Annotated in this window: 12 protein-coding genes; 5 read left to right on the forward strand and 7 right to left on the reverse strand. The window is 72.7% G+C overall.

Translation table 11 applies throughout. From position 1 onward, the window contains the following. Positions 1-32: 32 nt before the first annotated feature. From VM685_RS19785 to VM685_RS19805, 5 genes are all read right to left on the reverse strand, one after another. Positions 33-1,478, reverse strand: a complete 1,446-nt coding sequence (locus VM685_RS19785) for a calcium-binding protein (protein WP_325461896.1) — start codon at positions 1,476-1,478, stop codon at positions 33-35. 12 nt (positions 1,479-1,490) lie between these two features. Further along, the gene (locus tag VM685_RS19790) at positions 1,491-3,272 is read right to left on the reverse strand and encodes a calcium-binding protein (RefSeq protein WP_325461897.1); all 1,782 of its coding nucleotides are present in this window, start codon (positions 3,270-3,272) and stop codon (positions 1,491-1,493) included. Between the two features lie 152 nt (positions 3,273-3,424). Then, positions 3,425-5,764, reverse strand: a complete 2,340-nt coding sequence (locus VM685_RS19795; protein ID WP_325461898.1) for a hypothetical protein — start codon at positions 5,762-5,764, stop codon at positions 3,425-3,427. Between the two features lie 144 nt (positions 5,765-5,908). Continuing rightward, the gene (gene ettA, locus VM685_RS19800; protein WP_325461899.1) at positions 5,909-7,573 is read right to left on the reverse strand and encodes an energy-dependent translational throttle protein EttA; all 1,665 of its coding nucleotides are present in this window, start codon (positions 7,571-7,573) and stop codon (positions 5,909-5,911) included. A gap of 130 nt (positions 7,574-7,703) precedes the next feature. Beyond that, positions 7,704-8,045, reverse strand: a complete 342-nt coding sequence (locus VM685_RS19805) for a CC_3452 family protein (protein WP_325461900.1) — start codon at positions 8,043-8,045, stop codon at positions 7,704-7,706. A 112-nt stretch (positions 8,046-8,157) separates the two neighbouring features. Here VM685_RS19805 and VM685_RS19810 point away from each other — a divergent pair, with 112 nt between their 5' ends. Both VM685_RS19810 and VM685_RS19815 read left to right on the forward strand, forming a co-directional pair. Then, positions 8,158-8,736, forward strand: coding sequence for a TetR/AcrR family transcriptional regulator (locus VM685_RS19810; RefSeq protein WP_325461901.1), 579 nt, complete (start codon positions 8,158-8,160; stop codon positions 8,734-8,736). 62 nt (positions 8,737-8,798) lie between these two features. Next, positions 8,799-8,981, forward strand: coding sequence for a CsbD family protein (locus tag VM685_RS19815; protein WP_325461902.1), 183 nt, complete (start codon positions 8,799-8,801; stop codon positions 8,979-8,981). A gap of 139 nt (positions 8,982-9,120) precedes the next feature. Here VM685_RS19815 and VM685_RS19820 read toward each other — a convergent pair whose 3' ends face one another. Then, positions 9,121-11,454, reverse strand: coding sequence for a membrane-bound PQQ-dependent dehydrogenase, glucose/quinate/shikimate family (locus VM685_RS19820; RefSeq protein WP_325461903.1), 2,334 nt, complete (start codon positions 11,452-11,454; stop codon positions 9,121-9,123). Between the two features lie 171 nt (positions 11,455-11,625). Between VM685_RS19820 and VM685_RS19825 the strand changes: the two genes are divergently transcribed. Further along, on the forward strand, positions 11,626-13,587 hold the full coding sequence (locus VM685_RS19825) for a S9 family peptidase (protein WP_325461904.1): 1,962 nt from the start codon (positions 11,626-11,628) through the stop codon (positions 13,585-13,587). Here the strand turns inward: VM685_RS19825 and VM685_RS19830 are convergent. Beyond that, on the reverse strand, positions 13,584-14,660 hold the full coding sequence (locus VM685_RS19830) for a 2OG-Fe(II) oxygenase (RefSeq protein WP_325461905.1): 1,077 nt from the start codon (positions 14,658-14,660) through the stop codon (positions 13,584-13,586). The genes VM685_RS19825 and VM685_RS19830 overlap by 4 nt on opposite strands. Positions 14,661-15,060: 400 nt before the next feature. Here VM685_RS19830 and VM685_RS19835 point away from each other — a divergent pair, with 400 nt between their 5' ends. Further along, a complete protein-coding gene (locus VM685_RS19835) occupies positions 15,061-16,521 on the forward strand; it encodes a sensor histidine kinase (RefSeq protein ID WP_325461906.1) in 1,461 nt (486 codons plus the stop codon). Continuing rightward, the gene (locus tag VM685_RS19840; RefSeq protein WP_325461907.1) at positions 16,518-17,219 is read left to right on the forward strand and encodes a response regulator transcription factor; all 702 of its coding nucleotides are present in this window, start codon (positions 16,518-16,520) and stop codon (positions 17,217-17,219) included. The genes VM685_RS19835 and VM685_RS19840 overlap by 4 nt, the downstream gene beginning before the upstream one ends. Positions 17,220-17,244 lie beyond the last annotated feature (25 nt).

The following is a 17,244-nucleotide window of genomic DNA, read 5'->3' on the forward strand; positions in this document are numbered from 1 at the left end:
CCCCTTAGCCCGGCCGGGCCCCCGCGCAAGCCTCAGGCCCCGAAGATCCAGCCGCTGGGCAGGGCGGAGAGCTGCACGCCGACCAGCAGGAGCTGCCCGGGCCCGACCTCCACCAGCACGTCGGCGCCCATCTGGCTGACCGTATAGGATGCGCCCGGCAGGAGCTGGACGCGGTCGCCCTCGGCGGCGTTGAAGTCGGTGACCCGGTCCCAGCCCGCCTCGGCGAAGATGTGGAAGGTGTCCGCGCCCGCGCCGCCGGTCAGGGTGTCCAGCCCCAGGTCGCCGGAGATCCAGTCGGCGCCCGCGCCGCCGACCACCGAGTCCTGACCCTGGCCGCCGCGGACGATGTCCGCCCCCTCGCCGCCGTCGAGGGTGTCGTCGCCGAGGTTGCCGTAGACGATGTCGCCGCCGGCCTGGCCGGACAGCACGTCCTGGTCCTTGCCGCCGACCACCCAGTCGTCGCCGGCCCCGCCGGAGACGGTGTCGTCGCCCATGTTGCCGTGCAGGTCGTCGAAGCCGAGGCCGCCCCGCAGGACGTCGTTGCCCTCCTCGCCGCGGACGAGGTTGGACCCGGCGATCTCGGTGAGGGTGTCGTCGCCCGCCCCGCCCATCAGGGTGTCGTTCCCGCCGGTCGCATAGCTCGGCAGGTCGTTCGACTGCTCGGCATAGCTCCAGTCGCCCCAGATCCGGTCGCCCCCGCCGCCGCCCAGGACGGTGTCGGCGCCGTCAGAGGCGGTGATCGTCTCGGCCAGGTCCGAGCCGTGGACCTCGCCGGCGTGGGTGCGCAGGATCAGCTTCTCGATGTCGCGGGCGATGATCACCTCGCCGGCGGCGTCCTGGTTCAGCCAGATCTGGTAGGGCGGCGCGCCGGCGGCCGGATAGGGCCAGTCGTTCAGCTCCAGCCAGTCCACGCCCGTCCCGCCGTCGACCACGAAGCGGGTCTCGTGCAGGGCGTCGGTGATGATCCAGTCGTTCCCCGCCCCGCCGGTGACCGAGTGCAGCTGCCGCGTGTCGCCCGGCTGCACGCGCGCGATGGTGATGACGTCGCGCCCGTCGCCGCCGTCGGCATAGGCCACGCCGAGCGTCAGGTTCAGGCTGTCGTCGCCGGCCCCGCCCTCGTAGCGGTCGGCGCCGCGGCCGCCCTGCAGCACGTCATGGCCGTCGCCGCCCACCAGGGTGTCGACGCCGTTGTGGCCCCAGATCCAGTCGTCGCCGCCCTCGCCGTACATGGCGTCGGACCCGGAGGTGGTGTCGTCGAAATCGCGGTCGCCGGCGCGGATCGAGTCGTTGGCGGCCCCGCCGTAGATCACGTCGCTGCCCGCGCCGCCCCAGACGATGTCCACGCCGAGCCCGGCCTGGATGGTGTCGTCGCCGCCGCCGCCGCCGAGCGTGTCGTTGCCGCCCAGCGCGTCGATGAGGTCGTTCTCGTCGTTGCCGAAGATGGTGTCGTTGCCGGCCGTGCCCGTGCGCGTCGCCATGATCCGCTCTCCCTAAGCCCCGAAGATCCAGCCGCTCGGAAGCGACGACAGTGTGACGCCCACGAGCACGAGCTGGGCCCCCGGCCCGGTCTCCACCACCACGTCGGCGCCCACCTGGCTGGCCGTATAGGTCGCGCCCGGCAGGAGCTGGACGCGGTCGCCCTCGGCGGCGTTGAAGTCGGTCACCCGGTCGAGCCCGGCCTCCGCGAAGCCGTGGAAGATGTCCGCGCCCGCGCCGCCCGTGAGGGTGTCGCTTCCGCGGTCGCCGGATATCCAGTCGTCGCCGGCGCCGGCCCGCACCAGGTCGTCGCCCTGGCCGCCGCGGACGATGTCGGCGCCCTCGCCGCCATCCAGGGTGTCGTCGCCGAGGTTGCCGTAGACGATGTCGCCGCCGGCGTCGCCCGACAGCAGGTCCTGGTCCTTGCCGCCCACGACCCAGTCGTCGCCGTCGCCGCCGGCCACGGTGTCGTCGCCCTCGTTGCCGTGGGCGTCGTCGAAGGCCGCGCCGCCGGAGACCGAGTCGTTCCCCGCGCCGCCGCGCAGGTAGTCCGCCTCGCCCATGCCCTGGACGGTGTCGTCGCCGGCCCCGCCGAACAGGGTGTCACGGCCCGCCATCGGGATCACCGAGACGAACTCGCTGTCGCCCAGGATGACGTCGCCGCCGCCACCGCCGTCGGTCCAGTCGTTGCCGTTGTGGTTCAGGATCCGCTCGGCCACCTCGCCGCCGTGGACCCGCAGCCAGGCCTGGTCGGAGGTCACCGTCTCGACGCCCAGGGCGACCACGCCCGCGCCGGCGTGGGCCTGGTTCAGGTAGACGTCGGAGATATCCCAGCCCCAGATCTCCAGGGTGTCGGATCCGGCCCCGCCGTCGACCGTGAACCGGTCGCCGATGCCGGGCACGTTGAGCGAGATGAAGTCGTCGCCCGCCCCGCCGGTCACCGAGCGCAGCACCTTCGGCTCCTGCAGGAGCTCGGGCATGGTGGAGATCGATATCCGGTCCGCGCCGTCGCCGCCGTCCACCTCGGCGTCGAACACGTCGGCGCTGATGGTGTCGGCGCCCTCGCCGCCCAGGAAGCGGTCCGGCGGCGCGACGAAGTTGGCGTACTGCCGCATGCCGCCGTAGTCGTGCAGCATGTCATTGCCGGCCCCGCCCTCGAGCCGGTCCGCGCCGTCGCCGCCGATCAGGCTGTCGTCGCCGGTCCCGCCCCGCAGGGTGTTGTCGCCGGCCCCTTCGCGGGTGACGTCGCTGAGGAAGCCGCCGAACAGCCAGTCGTGGCCGTCGCCGCCGTCCAGCACGTCGTCGCCCGCCTGGGCGGCCAGGACGTCGTCGCCGCCCATGCCCGAGAGCGTGTCGTTCCCGTCGAAGCCGTAGAGGCGGTTGCGGCCGTTGTCGCCGGCCAGGATGTCGCCGAACGGCGAGCCCCAGAGCTGCTCCACGCCCACGAAGGTGTCGAGGCCCTCCCCCGTGGACTGCGGCCCGGTGATCATCAGCGAGGCCACGATCGCGGTCGTAGCGCCCTCGAAGCTCACGGCGTCGCTGGCGTTGAACGGGTCGTTCCAGGTGTCGAAGGCGTTCTGCGGGTTCCACTGCCGGTCTTCGGCCACGCCGGCGCCGCCGTCGTAGCGGTCGTCGCCTGCGCCGCCGACCAGGAAGTCGCCGCCCTCGCCGCCCTCCAGGGTGTCGGCGCCGGCGCCGCCCAGCAGCCGGTCGCCGGCCCCCAGGCCGCGCAGGACGTCGTCTTCCGCGCCCCCGGTCAGGGTGTCGCTCTCGGGCGTGCCCACAAACTCGGCCATGGTGTCACTCAGCTCGCGTGAAGCCGCGCGCAGGCGATCGGTCGCTGCACGGCGGGCAAACCTCGCGTGTCTCCGAGGACCGTGGCCGAATGACGGCGAAGCGTCGCCTTAAGCCCCTGTAGTCGCTCGACTTCCGCGCCCGCCGGCCGGGATCAGGCCCCGAAGATCCAGCCGGGTGGCAGGGACGCGAGCTCGACGTTCAGCAGGATCATCTGGTGGCCGGCGCCCATGTCGATGATCGTGTCGGATCCCACCTCCCGCAGCGTATAGGTGGTGCCGGGATCGAGCTGGACCCGGTCGCCCTGCGAGACGGAGAAATCCAGCACCCGGTCGATGCCCGCGTCCTGGGAGCCGTGGAAGATGTCGGCGCCCGCGCCGCCGGCGACCGTGTCGTCGCCCCGGTCGCCCGAGACCCAGTCGGCCCCCGCGCCGCCGTAGAGCCGGTCCGCGCCCTGGCCGCCGCGGACGATGTCGTTGCCGTCGCCGCCGACGCCGGTGTCGTCGCCGAGGTTCCCGTAGACGAGGTCGGCGCCGGCGTCGCCGAACAGGCTGTCGTTGTCCTTGCCGCCGACGACCCAGTCGTCGCCGTCGCCGCCCACCGCCACGTCGTGGCCGGCGTTGCCGTTGATGTCGTCGAAGCCGGCCGCGCCGAAGATGGTGTCGGCGCCGTCGTCGCCGCGCAGATAGGTGGAGCCGCCGGAGTTCACCTGCGGGCTGACGAGGCCGGCGGTGGCGAAGATGCGGTCGTTCCCGGCTCCGCCGAAGATGGTGTCGGAGCCGCCTCGGCCTTCGATGTAGTCCGCGCCGTCGAAACCGCGCACCAGATCGGCGCCGAGCCCCGCGGCGATGCCGTCGGCGCCGCGCAGCAGGGTCGCGAAGGCCTCGCCCACGGCGTCGTACAGGAGCCAGCCGCCCAGCGGCGCCGGCGAGACGGGCGTGGTCATCCGGACGTCGAACTCGAACCCGGGCGTCCGGAAGTGCAGGCCGGTCATCTGGCCGGAGATGAGCTCCGGCCCCTCGTAGTCGAGCCCGAGACCGTCGATCCTGATCCGGTGGCCGGCGCCGTCGTCGGCGACGAAGGCGTTGGCGTCCGCCTGCAGGATGATCGCCTCGAGCAGGCCCGACAGGTGCGCGGCGTCCATGTTGCCGATGACCGTCGTCCGCGTATTCAGCGCGCCCGGACCGGGAATGGCGGGTCGCTCCGGGTCCACGACCGCCAGCGCCCCGACGAGGAGAGACCGCAAGGCGCTCTCTTCGAGACTCGCGGTCCGCACGACGTCGTCGGCCTGGCCATCGTCGTTGCGGCTGTCGACGAAGATGTAGGCCTCGTTGCTGGACACCCGAACGAAGACGAAGTTGGCCTGGCCGGTCCCGATGTAGGTGTTGGCGCGGGTCAACGCCTCCGCGAAGTCCCTGGCGTCCAGGCCGGCGACCAGGCTGCCGGTCAGCCGCCCGCCCGCGAACACGAGCCGGTCGCTGCTCCCGATGTCGGCGATGGTGTCGAACTCGCCTGCGACCGGCGCCGACTGGCCGACGCCGACCACGAAGCGGTCCGCCCCGGCGCCTCCCGCCAGCCGGTCAGCGCCTGCGCCGCCGTCGAGGGTGTCGTCCCCGTCGCCGCCGTTGAGGGTGTCCTCGCCCGCGCCGCCGCTCAGCGAATCCGCGCCGCCCAGCCCGTCCACGACGTCGGCGGCGTCGCCCCCCGCCAGGGTGTCGGAGCCGGCGGTCGCCGAGGGCGGCGGCGGCGGCGGGGGCGGGGGCGTCGGCTCGGCCGGACCCATGGGCATGGTCGGCAGGACGGTGAGCGCGCCCACGTTGGCCCCGTCGATGTCGGCGAGCGTGCGCCCCGCGAGCAGCATCGCGCTCTCCGCGCCGCCGCCGTCATAGGCGGAATCGAAGTAGACGATGACCCCGGCCGGCGTCTCCATGGCGACGACCTGTGCGCCGCCGGCGATCAGCCTTTCGGCGTAGGCGCGGCCGGCGTCGGGCGCCGAAGCCTCCTGGTAGGCGCCGCTCAGGATCAGGGCGAGACGGTCGTCGCTCGACCAGTCGAGGATGACGTCGGGCGCCTCCACCGCGGAGTCGCTCCCGTCGACGACGAACCGGTCCGCCCCCTCGCCGCCGCGCAGGGTGTCCGCACCCGCGCCGCCCACCAGGGTGTCGGCGCCGAAGCCGCCATCCAGGCTGTCCGCACCCGCCCCGCCCCGGAGGCTGTTGTCGCCCGCCGCGCCGGTGAGGGTGTCGCCGAACGAACCGCCGGACAGATGCTCGGCGTTGGAGATCTGCGGTCCGCCTGGCGAGGGGAACAGCGAGACGGCGACGCCGCCGGTAGCGTTGTCATAGGAGATGACGTCGACGCCCGCGCCGCCGTCGACGGTGTCGTTTCCGCCGCCGGGCCGGATGAGGTCGTCGCCGGCCAGGCCGGAGAGGCTCTCGGCCGCCGCGGAGCCGGCCAGGGTGTCCGGGCCGCTCGTCCCGACGACGTCGCTCACGTCCGCAGCGCCGCGGGGCGGGACGGCCGCCGACTACCTGCCCACGATCTTCCGTACACCACGCGCCCCCCAGCTTCGCGAGGGGCTACCTTATGGCGAAGCTCGGCGGCGCCGCAACCCAGGGAGTCGCCGAGGGTCCGCCGGCTAGCGGGTGAACTTCTGGAACTTGATGCGGTGGGGGATGATGCTGTCGGAGCCGAGGCGGCGCATCTTGTCCTCCTCGTAGGCCTCGAAGTTGCCCTCGAACCACTCGACCTTGCTGTCGCCCTCGAAGGCCAGGATGTGGGTGGCCAGCCGGTCCAGGAAGAAGCGGTCGTGGCTGATGACCACGGCGCAGCCCGGGAAATCCTCCAGCGCGCTTTCCAGGGCGCCCAGGGTCTCCACATCGAGGTCGTTGGTCGGTTCGTCGAGCATCAGGACGTTGCCGCCGTTGGCGAGCGTCTTGGCCAGGTGGACCCGGTTGCGCTCACCGCCCGAGAGCAGGCCGACCTTCTTCTGCTGGTCGGCGCCCTTGAAGTTGAAGGAGCCGACGTAGGCGCGGCTGGGGATCTCGCGACCGCCCACCTTCATGATGTCGAGGCCGCCGGAGATCTCCTCCCAGACGTTCTTGTTGGGATCCAGCGTGTCGCGGCTCTGGTCGACGTAGGAGAGCTTCACCGTCTCGCCGAGGCGCACGGTCCCGGCGTCGGGGGTCTCCTGGCCGGTGATGATCTTGAACAGCGTCGACTTGCCGGCCCCGTTCGGGCCGATGACGCCGACGATGCCGCCCGGCGGCAGCTTGAACGAGAGGTCCTTGAACAGCAGCTTATCGCCGTACTCCTTCTCCAGGCCCTCCACCTCGATGACCACCTGGCCCAGGCGGGGGCCCGGCGGGATCTGGATCTGGGCGAAGGTCTGCTTGGCGTTGTCGGCGGCGGCCTGCAGCTGGTCGAAGGCGGCCAGGCGGGCCTTGGACTTGGTGCGGCGGGCCGAGGGCGAGGAGCGGACCCAGGCCAGCTCGCGCTCGATCGTGCGCTTCTTGCCGGCCTCCTCGCGCTCTTCCTGGGCCAGGCGCTTGGTCTTGGCCTCCAGCCAGGACGAGTAGTTGCCCTCGTGCGGCAGGCCCTTGCCGCGGTCGAGCTCGAGCGTCCACTTGGTGACCTGGTCCAGGAAGTAGCGGTCGTGGGTGACCAGGATCACGCAGCCCGGGAAGGCCTCCAGGTGGTGCTGCAGCCACGCCACGCTCTCGGCGTCGAGGTGGTTGGTGGGCTCGTCGAGCAGCAGCATGTCGGGCTTGGAGAGCAGCAGGCGGGCCAGCGCCACGCGGCGCTTCTCGCCGCCCGACAGCTTGTCCACGGGCCAGTCGTTCGGCGGGCAGCGGAGGGCGTCCATCGCCATCTCGATGCGGCTGTCGATGTCCCACAGGTCGTGGGCGTCGAGCTGCTCCTGGAGGGTGGTCATCTCCTCCATCAGCTCGTCGGTGTATTCCTCGCCCATCTGGGCGGCGACGGCGTTGTAGCGGTCGAAGATCCGCTTTTCCTCGCACCAGGCGATGACGTTGCCCCACACGTCGAGCTGCTCGTCGAGCTGCGGCTCCTGCTCGAGGTAGCCGCGCTTCACGCCCTCGGCCGCGAAGGCCTCGCCGGTGAACTCCTTGTCGAGCCCGGCCATGATCTTCAGGAGCGTCGACTTACCGGAGCCGTTGACCCCGACGACGCCGATCTTCGCGTCCGGATAGAAGGAGAGCCAGATGTTCTCGAAGGTCTTCTTGGGGTTCCCAGGATAGCCCTTGGTCAGGCCCTGCATCTGGAAAATGTACTGCTGCGCCATGGGGCGTCCGCGCTCGCTTCGATGGGAATGGGGAAGTCGGGCGAGCAGATAGCGGCGCGGGGCCGGGGGCGCAACGTTCCCCCTCCTCTCCCCCGACGCGTTGCGCATCGGGGGAGGGAAAGAGTCGGGCTCAGTTCCTCGCGGTCTGGATCTGGATCGCGCCCTTGTTGCAGGCGCGGACCTGGCCGGCCGAGAGCTCGCGGCCCTGGCTGCGGTAGGAGGAGACGGGCCCGATGACGGCCACCACCTTGCGGCACTCGCGCACGAGCCCGTCGACGTTGGCCTTCCGCTCGGCCGCGCCCTTGCAGGCGTCGCCCTCGCAGCGCCAGGCGACGCCGGCGATGGTGGCCGCCTGCGGGGCGGCGGCGGGCTGGGCCAGCTTGGCCTCGCTGGAGTAGCCCTGGGCGTAAGCCGCCCCGGAGACGAACACCGCGGCTGCGGCGATCGCCCCGAACACACTGAGGTTTTGCATTTTCGTGATCCTTCCGTTAGGGAAAAGAGCACGACCGGTCGCTAACGCCGGAAAGAGCACGATCGGTCACTTATTGTCAAGCAGGGAGGCTTGGCCTTTGCGCAAAGGCGACGTGACGCGCGCCCGAATCCTCGACGAGGCGGCCCGCCAGGTGGCCGCCCGCGGGCTGACGGCCGCCAGCCTGGGCGACGTGGCCGTGGCCGTGGGCCTGTCCAAGAGCGGCCTCTTCAAGCACTTCGACTCCAAGGAGGCGATGCAGCTCGCCGTCGTCGAGCAGGTGCAGCAGCGCTTCACCGACTTCATCTGGACGCCGACCCTCGACCTGCCGCACGGCCGCCCGCGGCTGGAGGCGGTGTTCGACCGCTGGCTGGACTGGTCGGAGAGCGAGTGGTCCGAGCATGGCTGCCCGATCGTCTCGCTGTCGGTGGAGCTGGACGACCAGCCCGGCCCGCTGCGCGACCAGCTGCAGAAGGGGATGATGCAGTGGCGGCGCACCCTGGTGCGCGAGTTCATGGCCATGCGCGACCCGCCGCTCAGCGAACCCGAGGCGCAGTCCGGCTACTTCCAGATGAAGAGCTTCGTGCTGGGCCACTCCGAGGCCCGCCGGCTGATGGGCGACCCCGACGCCCGCCGCTCGGCGCGCGCCGCCTTCCACGCCCTGCTCGAGCGGGCCGAGAAGGGCGCCGCCTAGCGGAACATCCGCCGTCCTTCCGCGTACAGGTCCCGACGCGAACACGCGAAAGGACCACGACCATGCACAAGGACGAGATGAAGGGCGCCGCGAAGGACGCCAAGGGTTCGGTGAAGGAGTCCGTCGGCCGCGCGACCGGCGACGAGCGCCTGGAAGCCGAAGGGACCGCCGACAAGGTGGCCGGCAAGGGCCAGAAGGCGGTCGGCAATGTGAAGGAAGCCGCCCGGGACATCCTGAAGCACTAGGACTGCCGAGCTCGACGCGGGGCCCGCATCCCCGAGCGGAGGACGAGCGTCCCCAACGGACCGCCAATCCCCCCTGCGGGCGCCGCCGTATCGAGGCCGAGGGCCGCGCCGCGCTGGCGCGGCCCTCGTCGCGTCGGGGCTACCGCGCCGCCGGCAGGGCGTAGGCGATCACGTAGTCGCCCTTCTTGCGGGCGAGCCGGGCGCCGCCCGCCGAGACCACCACGTACTGGCGCCCGGTCCTGGGCGAGACATAGGTCATCGGCGTGCCGCCGACGCCCGCCGGCAGCTTCGCCTGCCACAGCATCCGGCCCGTGCCGTTGTCGTAGGCCCGCAGGTAGGGGTCGGTGGTGGCGGCATGGAAGGTGACGCCGCCGGCCGTGGTCACCGGCCCGCCCAGGCCGAAGGTCCCCAGAGGGATCGGCAGGCCGGACCCGATGCCGAGCGGCCCGCTCGCCTCCGCCGTGCCCAGCGGCACCTGCCAGACGATCCGGCGGCTCGCCATGTCCACCGCCGTCATGGTGGCGTTGGGCGGCTGGACGCAGGGGGTGAACAGCGGCCCCAGCAGCCAGACGTTGTCGGCCTCGTAGAGCACCGCGCCGCGGCTCTGCGCCGGACGGTCGGCGGCCGGCGTCCCGATGGGCTTCTTCACCGGCTTGAGCTGCACCCCCTGCGGCATGCGGATGTCCGTCACGATCAGCAGGTTGCGCCGCCGGTCGTAGGCGCCCGAGCCCCAGTTCATGCCGCCGCCGTTGCCGGGGTTCTGCAGGCTGGGTCGCCCGTCCGGCCCCGGCGGAGTGAAGTCGCCCTCGTAGCGCATCTTGCGGAAGCTGATCCGGCAGGCGAGCTGGTCCAGCGGCGTCGCGCCCCACATCATGGATTCGGTCAGCCGCGCCGGGCCGATGCGCGGCATGGCCGAATAGGGCTGGGTCGGGCTGGTCCATTCGCCCTTGGCCGCGCCCTGCGGCACGGGCCGTTCGGTCACCGGCACGATCGGAACGCCGGTCCGCCGGTCGAGCGCGAAGATCTCGCCGCGCTTGGTGAGCTGGACCAGCGCCGGCGCCGTCCCGCCGGGCACGGGCACGTCGACCAGCATCGGCTGCGAGGGCACGTCGTAGTCCCAGAGGTCGTGGTGAACGGTCTGGAAGCGCCAGCGCTCCCGCCCCGTGGCGATATCGAGGGCGACCACCGAGGAGGCGTAGCGCTCCGAGGCCTGCGAGCGGTGCGAGCCCCAGTAGTCCGGCGTGGCGTTGCCGGTGGGCAGGTAGACGAGCCCCAGCGCCGGGTCGAAGGCCGGGGTCGACCAGACGTTGGGCGTGCCGCGGGTGTAGGTCCGGCCCTCCGGCGGCAGGCGGGTGATCGCAGGGTCGCCCAGGTCCCAGGCCCAGACCAGCTCGCCGGTCTCGGCCGAGAAGGCGCGGACCACGCCGGAGGGCTCGCCCAGCTCCTGGTTGTCCACCACCCAGCCGCCCAGGATGATCCGGTCGCCGGCCACCGTCGGCGTCGAGGTCTGGAAGTAGTAGCCGGGCTTCACCGGCCCGATGCCCTGGGTGAGCTCCACCGCGCCGTCCCGGCCGAAGCCCGGGCAGCGGCGGCCGGTGACGGCGTCGAGCGCCAGGAGCTGGGCGTTGATGGTGCTGGTGACGATCCGCTGGTCGCAGGGCTGGCCCGTCGGCTGCGGCCGGGCCCAGTAGCCGACGCCCCGGCAGCGGTTCCAGAAGTGCGGCTTCACCTTCGGATCATGACGCCAGCGCTCCTTCCCCGTGTCGGCGTCCACCGCGATGACCACGTTGGTGGGCGTGCAGACATAGAGGGCGTCGCCCACCTGCAGCGGGGTGTTCTGGTCCTCCGAGCCGCGCAGGTCCGGATGCCCGGTGCGGAAGGTCCAGGCGACCTCCAGCTTGCCGACGTTCGCCGCGCTGATCTGGTCGAACGGCGCGAACCGCTGGCCGCCGGGATCGCGGCCGTAGAACCGCCAGTCGCCGGTCGCCGGCCCGGCCTCCGCCGTCACCGGCGCGGCGGACGTCGCCTGCCCCTGGCGGAAGGTCGCCGGCAGGGCCGCGGCCAGGACGCCGAGCGCCAGGACCACGCCCGCGGCCGTGAGGCCCATGGGCAGCCGGCGCCGGTCCTTCGGGGCGGCGAGCAGGATCAGCAGCACGAGCAGGCCCAGCACCGCCGGGGCGAACAGCCGGGGCATCAGCGGCCAGAAGACGAAGCCCGCCTCCCACAGCGCCCAGACGAGCGTCGCCAGCAGCACCGCGCCATAGACCGTCCCGCCTGCCGGCCGGCGCAGGGCCAGCAGCACGCCTGCGCCCAGCACGCCGAGCCCCGCCAGCAGGTAGTAGGGCGAGCCCTTCAGCAGGACGAGCTGCACGCCCCCCGCGGTCAGCGCCGCGCCGATCAGCGCCACGAAGAGCGCGCCCACGAGCGCCGCCCAGCCGCCCGCGCCCCGGCGCGGCCGTTCCGTCTTCGACATCGTCGTTCCCCCCGACTTTTGCCGCCATCCTGCACCCGCTCGGGCCGCGATGGAACCTTACAGCCGAGCTTGCCGGCCGCCCCGCCGACCGGCGTTCGACCGCCATGCGTTGACGCCGCGCGCCGCCCGCGCTTCGGTCACGCCCTCGAGCTGTTCAGGGGCCTTCTTCCGATGCTGTCGCGCGCCGTCCTGCTGGGGTCCGCCCTGGCGCTTTCCGTCGTCACCGCCACCGCCGCCCAGGCGCCGCAGGCCGCAGCGCCCGCGCAGGTCCGCGAGGTGGGCGCCATCGTCTACGACGGCGTCCCGGCGACTCCCGCCGAGCTGCAGGCGGCGCTCGCGCCCTACTACAACGCCCGCTCGGCGGTGTTCGAGGACTGGCTGCCGGACGGCTCCCTGCTGATCGCCACCCGGTTCGGCAACGTCAACCAGATCCACCGCGTCGCCCAGCCGGGCGCCGCGCGCACCCAGCTCACCTTCTTCGACGAGCCGGTGAACACCGCCCAGGCGCAGCCCGGGACCTCGCGCTTCCTCTATCCGCGGGACGTGGGCGGGGCGGAATACTACCAGGCCTACCTGCGCGACCTGGCCGGAAACGAGGTCCAGCTCACCGCGCCCAACACCCGCAACCAGGGCTTCAAGTTCTCCAAGGACGGCCGGCTGGTGGCCTGGAGCCAGGTGACGCCGGGCGACCCCAACTACGACATCGTGCTGGCCGATCCCGCCAACCCGGCCGGGCGCCGGGTGGTGCACGAGGGCGAGGGCGCCATGTCGCCGCTCGACATCTCGCCCGACGGCCGGCGCATCCTCGTCCAGCGCTACAACGCCCAGCCGCACGTGGAGCTGTTCGTGCTGGACGTGGCCTCCGGCGCCCTGACGCCGGTGGGGCCCACGAAGCGGAAGATCGGCTATGCGGACGCCGCCTTCGCCCTGGGCGGCGCGGCCGTGGTGGCGCTGTCCGACGACGGGGCGGAGTTCGCCCGGCCGGTGGTCTTCGACCTCGCCTCGGGCCGCATGCGCGACCTGGAGCCGGGCGCGAAGTGGGGCGCCGAGGCCCTCGACGTGGCGCCGGACGGCCGCACCCTGGCCTATGCGGTGAACGAGGAGGGCTATTCCCGGATCGTGCTGCGCGACCTCGAGAGCGGCCGCGAGCTGCCGGGCCCGAAGCTGCCCATGGGCGTGCTGACTGGCATGGGCTTCTCGCCGGATGGCAAGAAGCTGGGCTTCAGCCTCTCCACCTCCACGGCCTCGGGCGACGTCTGGAGCTGGGACTCCGGGAGCGGGGCGCTCACCCGCTGGACGGAGAGCGAGCTGGGCGGGCTGGATCCGGCGAAGCTCGTGGAGCCGACGCTGTTCCGCTACCCGAGCTTCGACGGCCGCTCGATCCCCGCCTTCATCTACCGGCCGCCAAACAACCGGGCTGGAGGCGCGACCGGTAAGCTGCCGGTGGTGATCCAGATCCACGGCGGGCCGGAGGGCCAGGAGCAGCCGAACTTCAATCCGCGCCGGCAGTCCTGGGTCAACGAACTCGGCGCCGCGGTGATCATCCCCAACGTCCGCGGCTCGTCGGGCTACGGCAAGACCTACATCAACCTCGACAACGCCGAGAAGCGCGAGGACTCGGTGAAGGACATCGGCGCCCTGCTGGACTGGGTGGCCAAGCAGCCTGACCTCGACGCCTCCCGCGTCGCCGTCGTCGGCCAGTCGTACGGCGGCTACATGGTCCTGGCGGTCGCCGGGCACTACAACGACCGCATCGCCGGCGCGATCGACCTCTACGGCATCTCCGACTGGGTCACCTTCCTGCAGAACACCGAGGGCTACCGCCGCGACCTGCGCCGGGCCGAGTACGGCGACGAGCGGATCCCGAAGATGCGCGCCGTCTTCGACCGCATCGCGCCGATCCGGATGAGCGACCGGATGAAGAAGCCGATGATGGTCTTCCAGGGGGCCAACGACCCGCGGGTGCCGAAGAGCGAGTCCGACCAGATGGTCGCGAAGCTGCGCGCCCAGGGCACCGAGGTCTGGTACGTGGTCGCCAAGGACGAGGGCCACGGCATCCAGAAGAAGGCCAACCAGGAAGCCGTCCGGGCCACCGAGGTGGTGTTCCTGAAGAAAGTGCTGGGCGCCCGCTAGGCCGGCGCGTCGTCGGTGGCGGCGGGTTCGGGCTGCAGGAACGGCTGGTTCTCGGCCCGGATGCGGGCGCCGGCCTCGTCGTAGAGGAACGGCAGGTAGGCGTAGCGGCGGCCCCGGGTCACCGGCGTCGCCTCGTGTAGCAGGGTGCAGGAGAACACCACCGCCCCGCCGGTCGGCGGGCGGTAGGTGCGCGGCCCGAATTCCGGGAAGCGCAGGTCGCCGCCCTCGAACTCCTCGGCGTTCAGGTTGATGGAGACCGCGAACTTGCGGTGCGCGGTGCCCTTGGTGGTGTTGTCGCGGTGCGGGCGGAAATAGCCGCCCTCCTCGGCGTCGTAGCTGGCGACGATGTAGCGCTCGATGCGGGTGGCCTCGAACTGGAAGGCCTTGGCGATCTCCGGCAGCAGCCGGCGGCCGAGGCGGGTCCGCAACTCCGCCTGCAGGGCCGGATCGCGGATGAAGACGTCGCGCCGCTTCTTGAAGTCGTCGAGCACGCCCACCGTGCGGCCGTCGACCTCGCGCATGACGCCGGACGGCTGGCCGCCCTCCGCCTCGTAGAGGTCGATCAGCCTCCGGCAGAGCTCGGGTTCCAGCACCCGCGGCACGACCAGCACCGGGGCGTGCAGCGTGACCCCGGCGTGGTCCTCGACCCTGGGGAGCGTCGCCAGCCGCGCCAGCATGGCGTCCGTGGCCTCAAGCGGCGCGAGGGCCAGCACCCGAAGGGCCGGGTCGAGCAGGACCCACATGGGCCGCTCGGCGCCGGCCTCGTCGAGCGCGCCCCACAGCCGCGAGATCGCGCCGTCCGCGTCGAGGAACCAGCGCAGTCCGCGCCCGTCGCGGGCCCGGCCGATGGCGTGGGGGTCGCGCAGCACCACGAAGGCCGAGACCGTGTCGTCGTCCAGCAGCGCCCGCCTGGCGTGCAGCGCCGTCAGCGCCGCCGCCTGCGCCTCGCCCCCGGCCGGCAGGAACCCCAGCAGGATGTAGCGGCCCGCGACGCTGGAGAAGTGGAAGCGCGGATTGGACGGGGTCGGCGCCGTGAACCAGGGCGCGGGCTCGCCGACGCGGAACCGGCTCACGGCCGCAGGGCCCGGCGAAGCAGGCCGGCCAGGCCGACGCCGGTTCGCCAGACCAGCCAGGCGCAGGCCGCGGCGGCGAGAGTGGCGAAGGTGATCAGCGGGGCGGCGGACATCGGCGTCTCCAACGCCCCGGACGCGGTCCTCCGGCCTTCGGGCCGGATGTGCTCCGGCGCCACGCCCGGGGTCGCCCGACTGATGCGGCCGCGCGGCTGCAGAGCCAAGCATAAGAAATTTATAAGTTCAGTGACTTAGGTGGCCATAAGGGCCCCATAATTGACCTGCCCGCCCAGTTGCCCACTGTGGGGCCGGTCCGCTCCCCCTGCGGATCCGCGCCGGCGATGCGCACCGCCCGGTCCCAACGGCGCTATGCTCGCCGGCGCACCCCTTCCCAGAAGGCGACATGCCGCTAACGCCCCCGACCTCGACCTCGACCAGCCTCTGGAGATACCCCGCGGCCCTCGCGATCGTGGCGGTGTCGGCGGCCGCCGCCGAGGTCCTCTACCGCGTGACGGAGAACACCCGGCTGTCCATGGTCTTCCTGGCCGGGGTGCTGGTGACCGCCTTCCTGTTCGGCTCCGGCCCGGCCTACTTCGCCGCCGGCGCCGCCTTCCTGGTCTACAACTTCTACCTGGTGGAGCCGCGGTTCACCTTCTCCTTCGAGGCGGAGGACGCGGCCACCCTGGCCATCTTCCTGGCCGTGGCCATGCTGACCGGCCACCTCACCGGCCGGATCCGCGACGAGGCCAAGCGGGCCAAGGCCCGGGCGCGGACCACCCAGGTGCTGCTCGACGCCACGCGCGACTTCTCGGCGAGCGACGACGAGGCCGTGGTCCGCGAGCGGCTGGCCCGCCGCCTGGGCGAGGCGGCCAAGGGCGAGGCGGTGGTCCGCGACCCGGAGACCCTGCCCGGCGACGAGGGCCCCGGACAGGCGGCGGTGATGGAGGCCTTCGCCCTGGCCCGCGCCGGCGCGCTCGCCACCACCCGGGCCGAAGGCTGGGCGCTGCGCCCGCTGTGGGCCGACGGCGCGCCGCAGGGCGTCGCGGCCTGGCGCAGCGACGCCGACCAGTCGCTGGGCCCCGACGAGCACGCCCTGCTGGACATCCTGGTGGACACCGCCGCGGCCGCCATCGCCCGCGCGCGCCTGGCGGCCGCCAAGGCCGACGCCGAGACGCGGGCCCGCACCGAAGCGCTACGCAACGCCCTGCTCTCCTCCGTCTCCCACGACCTGCGCACGCCGCTTGCGGCGATCATGGCCTCGGCCAGCAGCCTGCAGGAGTTCGGCGAGACCTTCACGCCGGCCGTGCGCAACGACCTCGCCGCCACCATCCAGGAGGAGGCCGTGCGGCTCGACGCCTTCGTCGCAAACCTGCTCAACATGACCCGTCTGGAGGCCGGCGCCCTCGCCGCCCAGCGGATTCCCTTCAGCGTGCCGGAGGTGGTGGAGCGGATCCTCGCCCGCCACGGCGCGACGCCGGCCCGGGTGTCGGTGCGCGTGCCCGGCGACCTGCCGGAGGCGCTGGGCGACCCGATGCTGTTCGAGCAGGCGCTGGGCAACGTGGTGGAGAACGCCCTGCGCTACGCCGCCCAGGGCGCGGCGGTGGAGATCTCCGCCCGCGCCGCGGCCGATCGGCTGGAGGTGGAGGTCCGCGACGAGGGCGCCGGCGTGGCCGAGCAGAACCTGGAGCGCATCTTCGAGAAGTTCTTCCGCGCCCCCGAGGCCGCCCGCCGGCCGGGCGCGGGCCTGGGTCTTTCGATCACCCGCGGCCTGATGGAGGGCATGGGCGGGGCCGTGTCGGCCCGCAACCGCGCCGACGGCGTGGCGGGCCTCGCGGTGACCATGACCCTGCCGGCGGCCGCATGACCCCCGCCGCCGGACGCCTCCTGCTGGTCGACGACGAGCCGCAGATCGTGCGCGCGCTCACGCCCGCCCTGGCCGCCGCCGGCTACGTCGTGGAGACGGCGGAGGACGGGGAGACGGCGCTCATGCGAATGGCGGCGGAGCCCTGCGACGTGGTGATCCTCGACCTCGGCCTGCCCGACATGGACGGCAAGGCGGTGATCGAGCGGCTGCGCGAGTGGACCGACGCCCCGATCATCGTGCTCTCGGCCCGCGACCTGGAGGCGGAGAAGATCGCCGCCCTCGACCTGGGCGCCGACGACTTCGTCAACAAGCCCGTGGGGGTGGGCGAGCTGCTGGCGCGGGTGCGCGCCTCGCTGCGCGGGCGGGAGCGCCGCTTCGCCTCCCAGGCGCGGTTCCGGTCCGGCGACCTGCAGATCGACTTCGCCCTGCGCCGCGTCCGGGTGCAGGACGAGGAGGTCAAGCTGACGCCGCGGGAGTACGACCTGCTGCGCATCCTGGCCCGCCACGCCGGCCGGGTGTGCACCCACCGCCAGGTGATCACCGCGGTCTGGGGCGCCAGCGCCCAGGTCGACGCCCAGTTCGTCCGGGTGCTGATCGGCCAGCTCCGCCAGAAGCTGGAGGCCGAGCCGTCGGCGCCCAGGCTGGTGCTCACCGAGCCCGGCGTGGGCTACCGCCTGAGGGCCGAAGAGGAGCCCTGAGCGCTGGCGCGGCGGGGCCCTCTCC

The sequence above is a fragment of the Phenylobacterium sp. genome (assembly GCF_035539035.1).
Classification (GTDB): Bacteria; Pseudomonadota; Alphaproteobacteria; order Caulobacterales; family Caulobacteraceae; genus Phenylobacterium.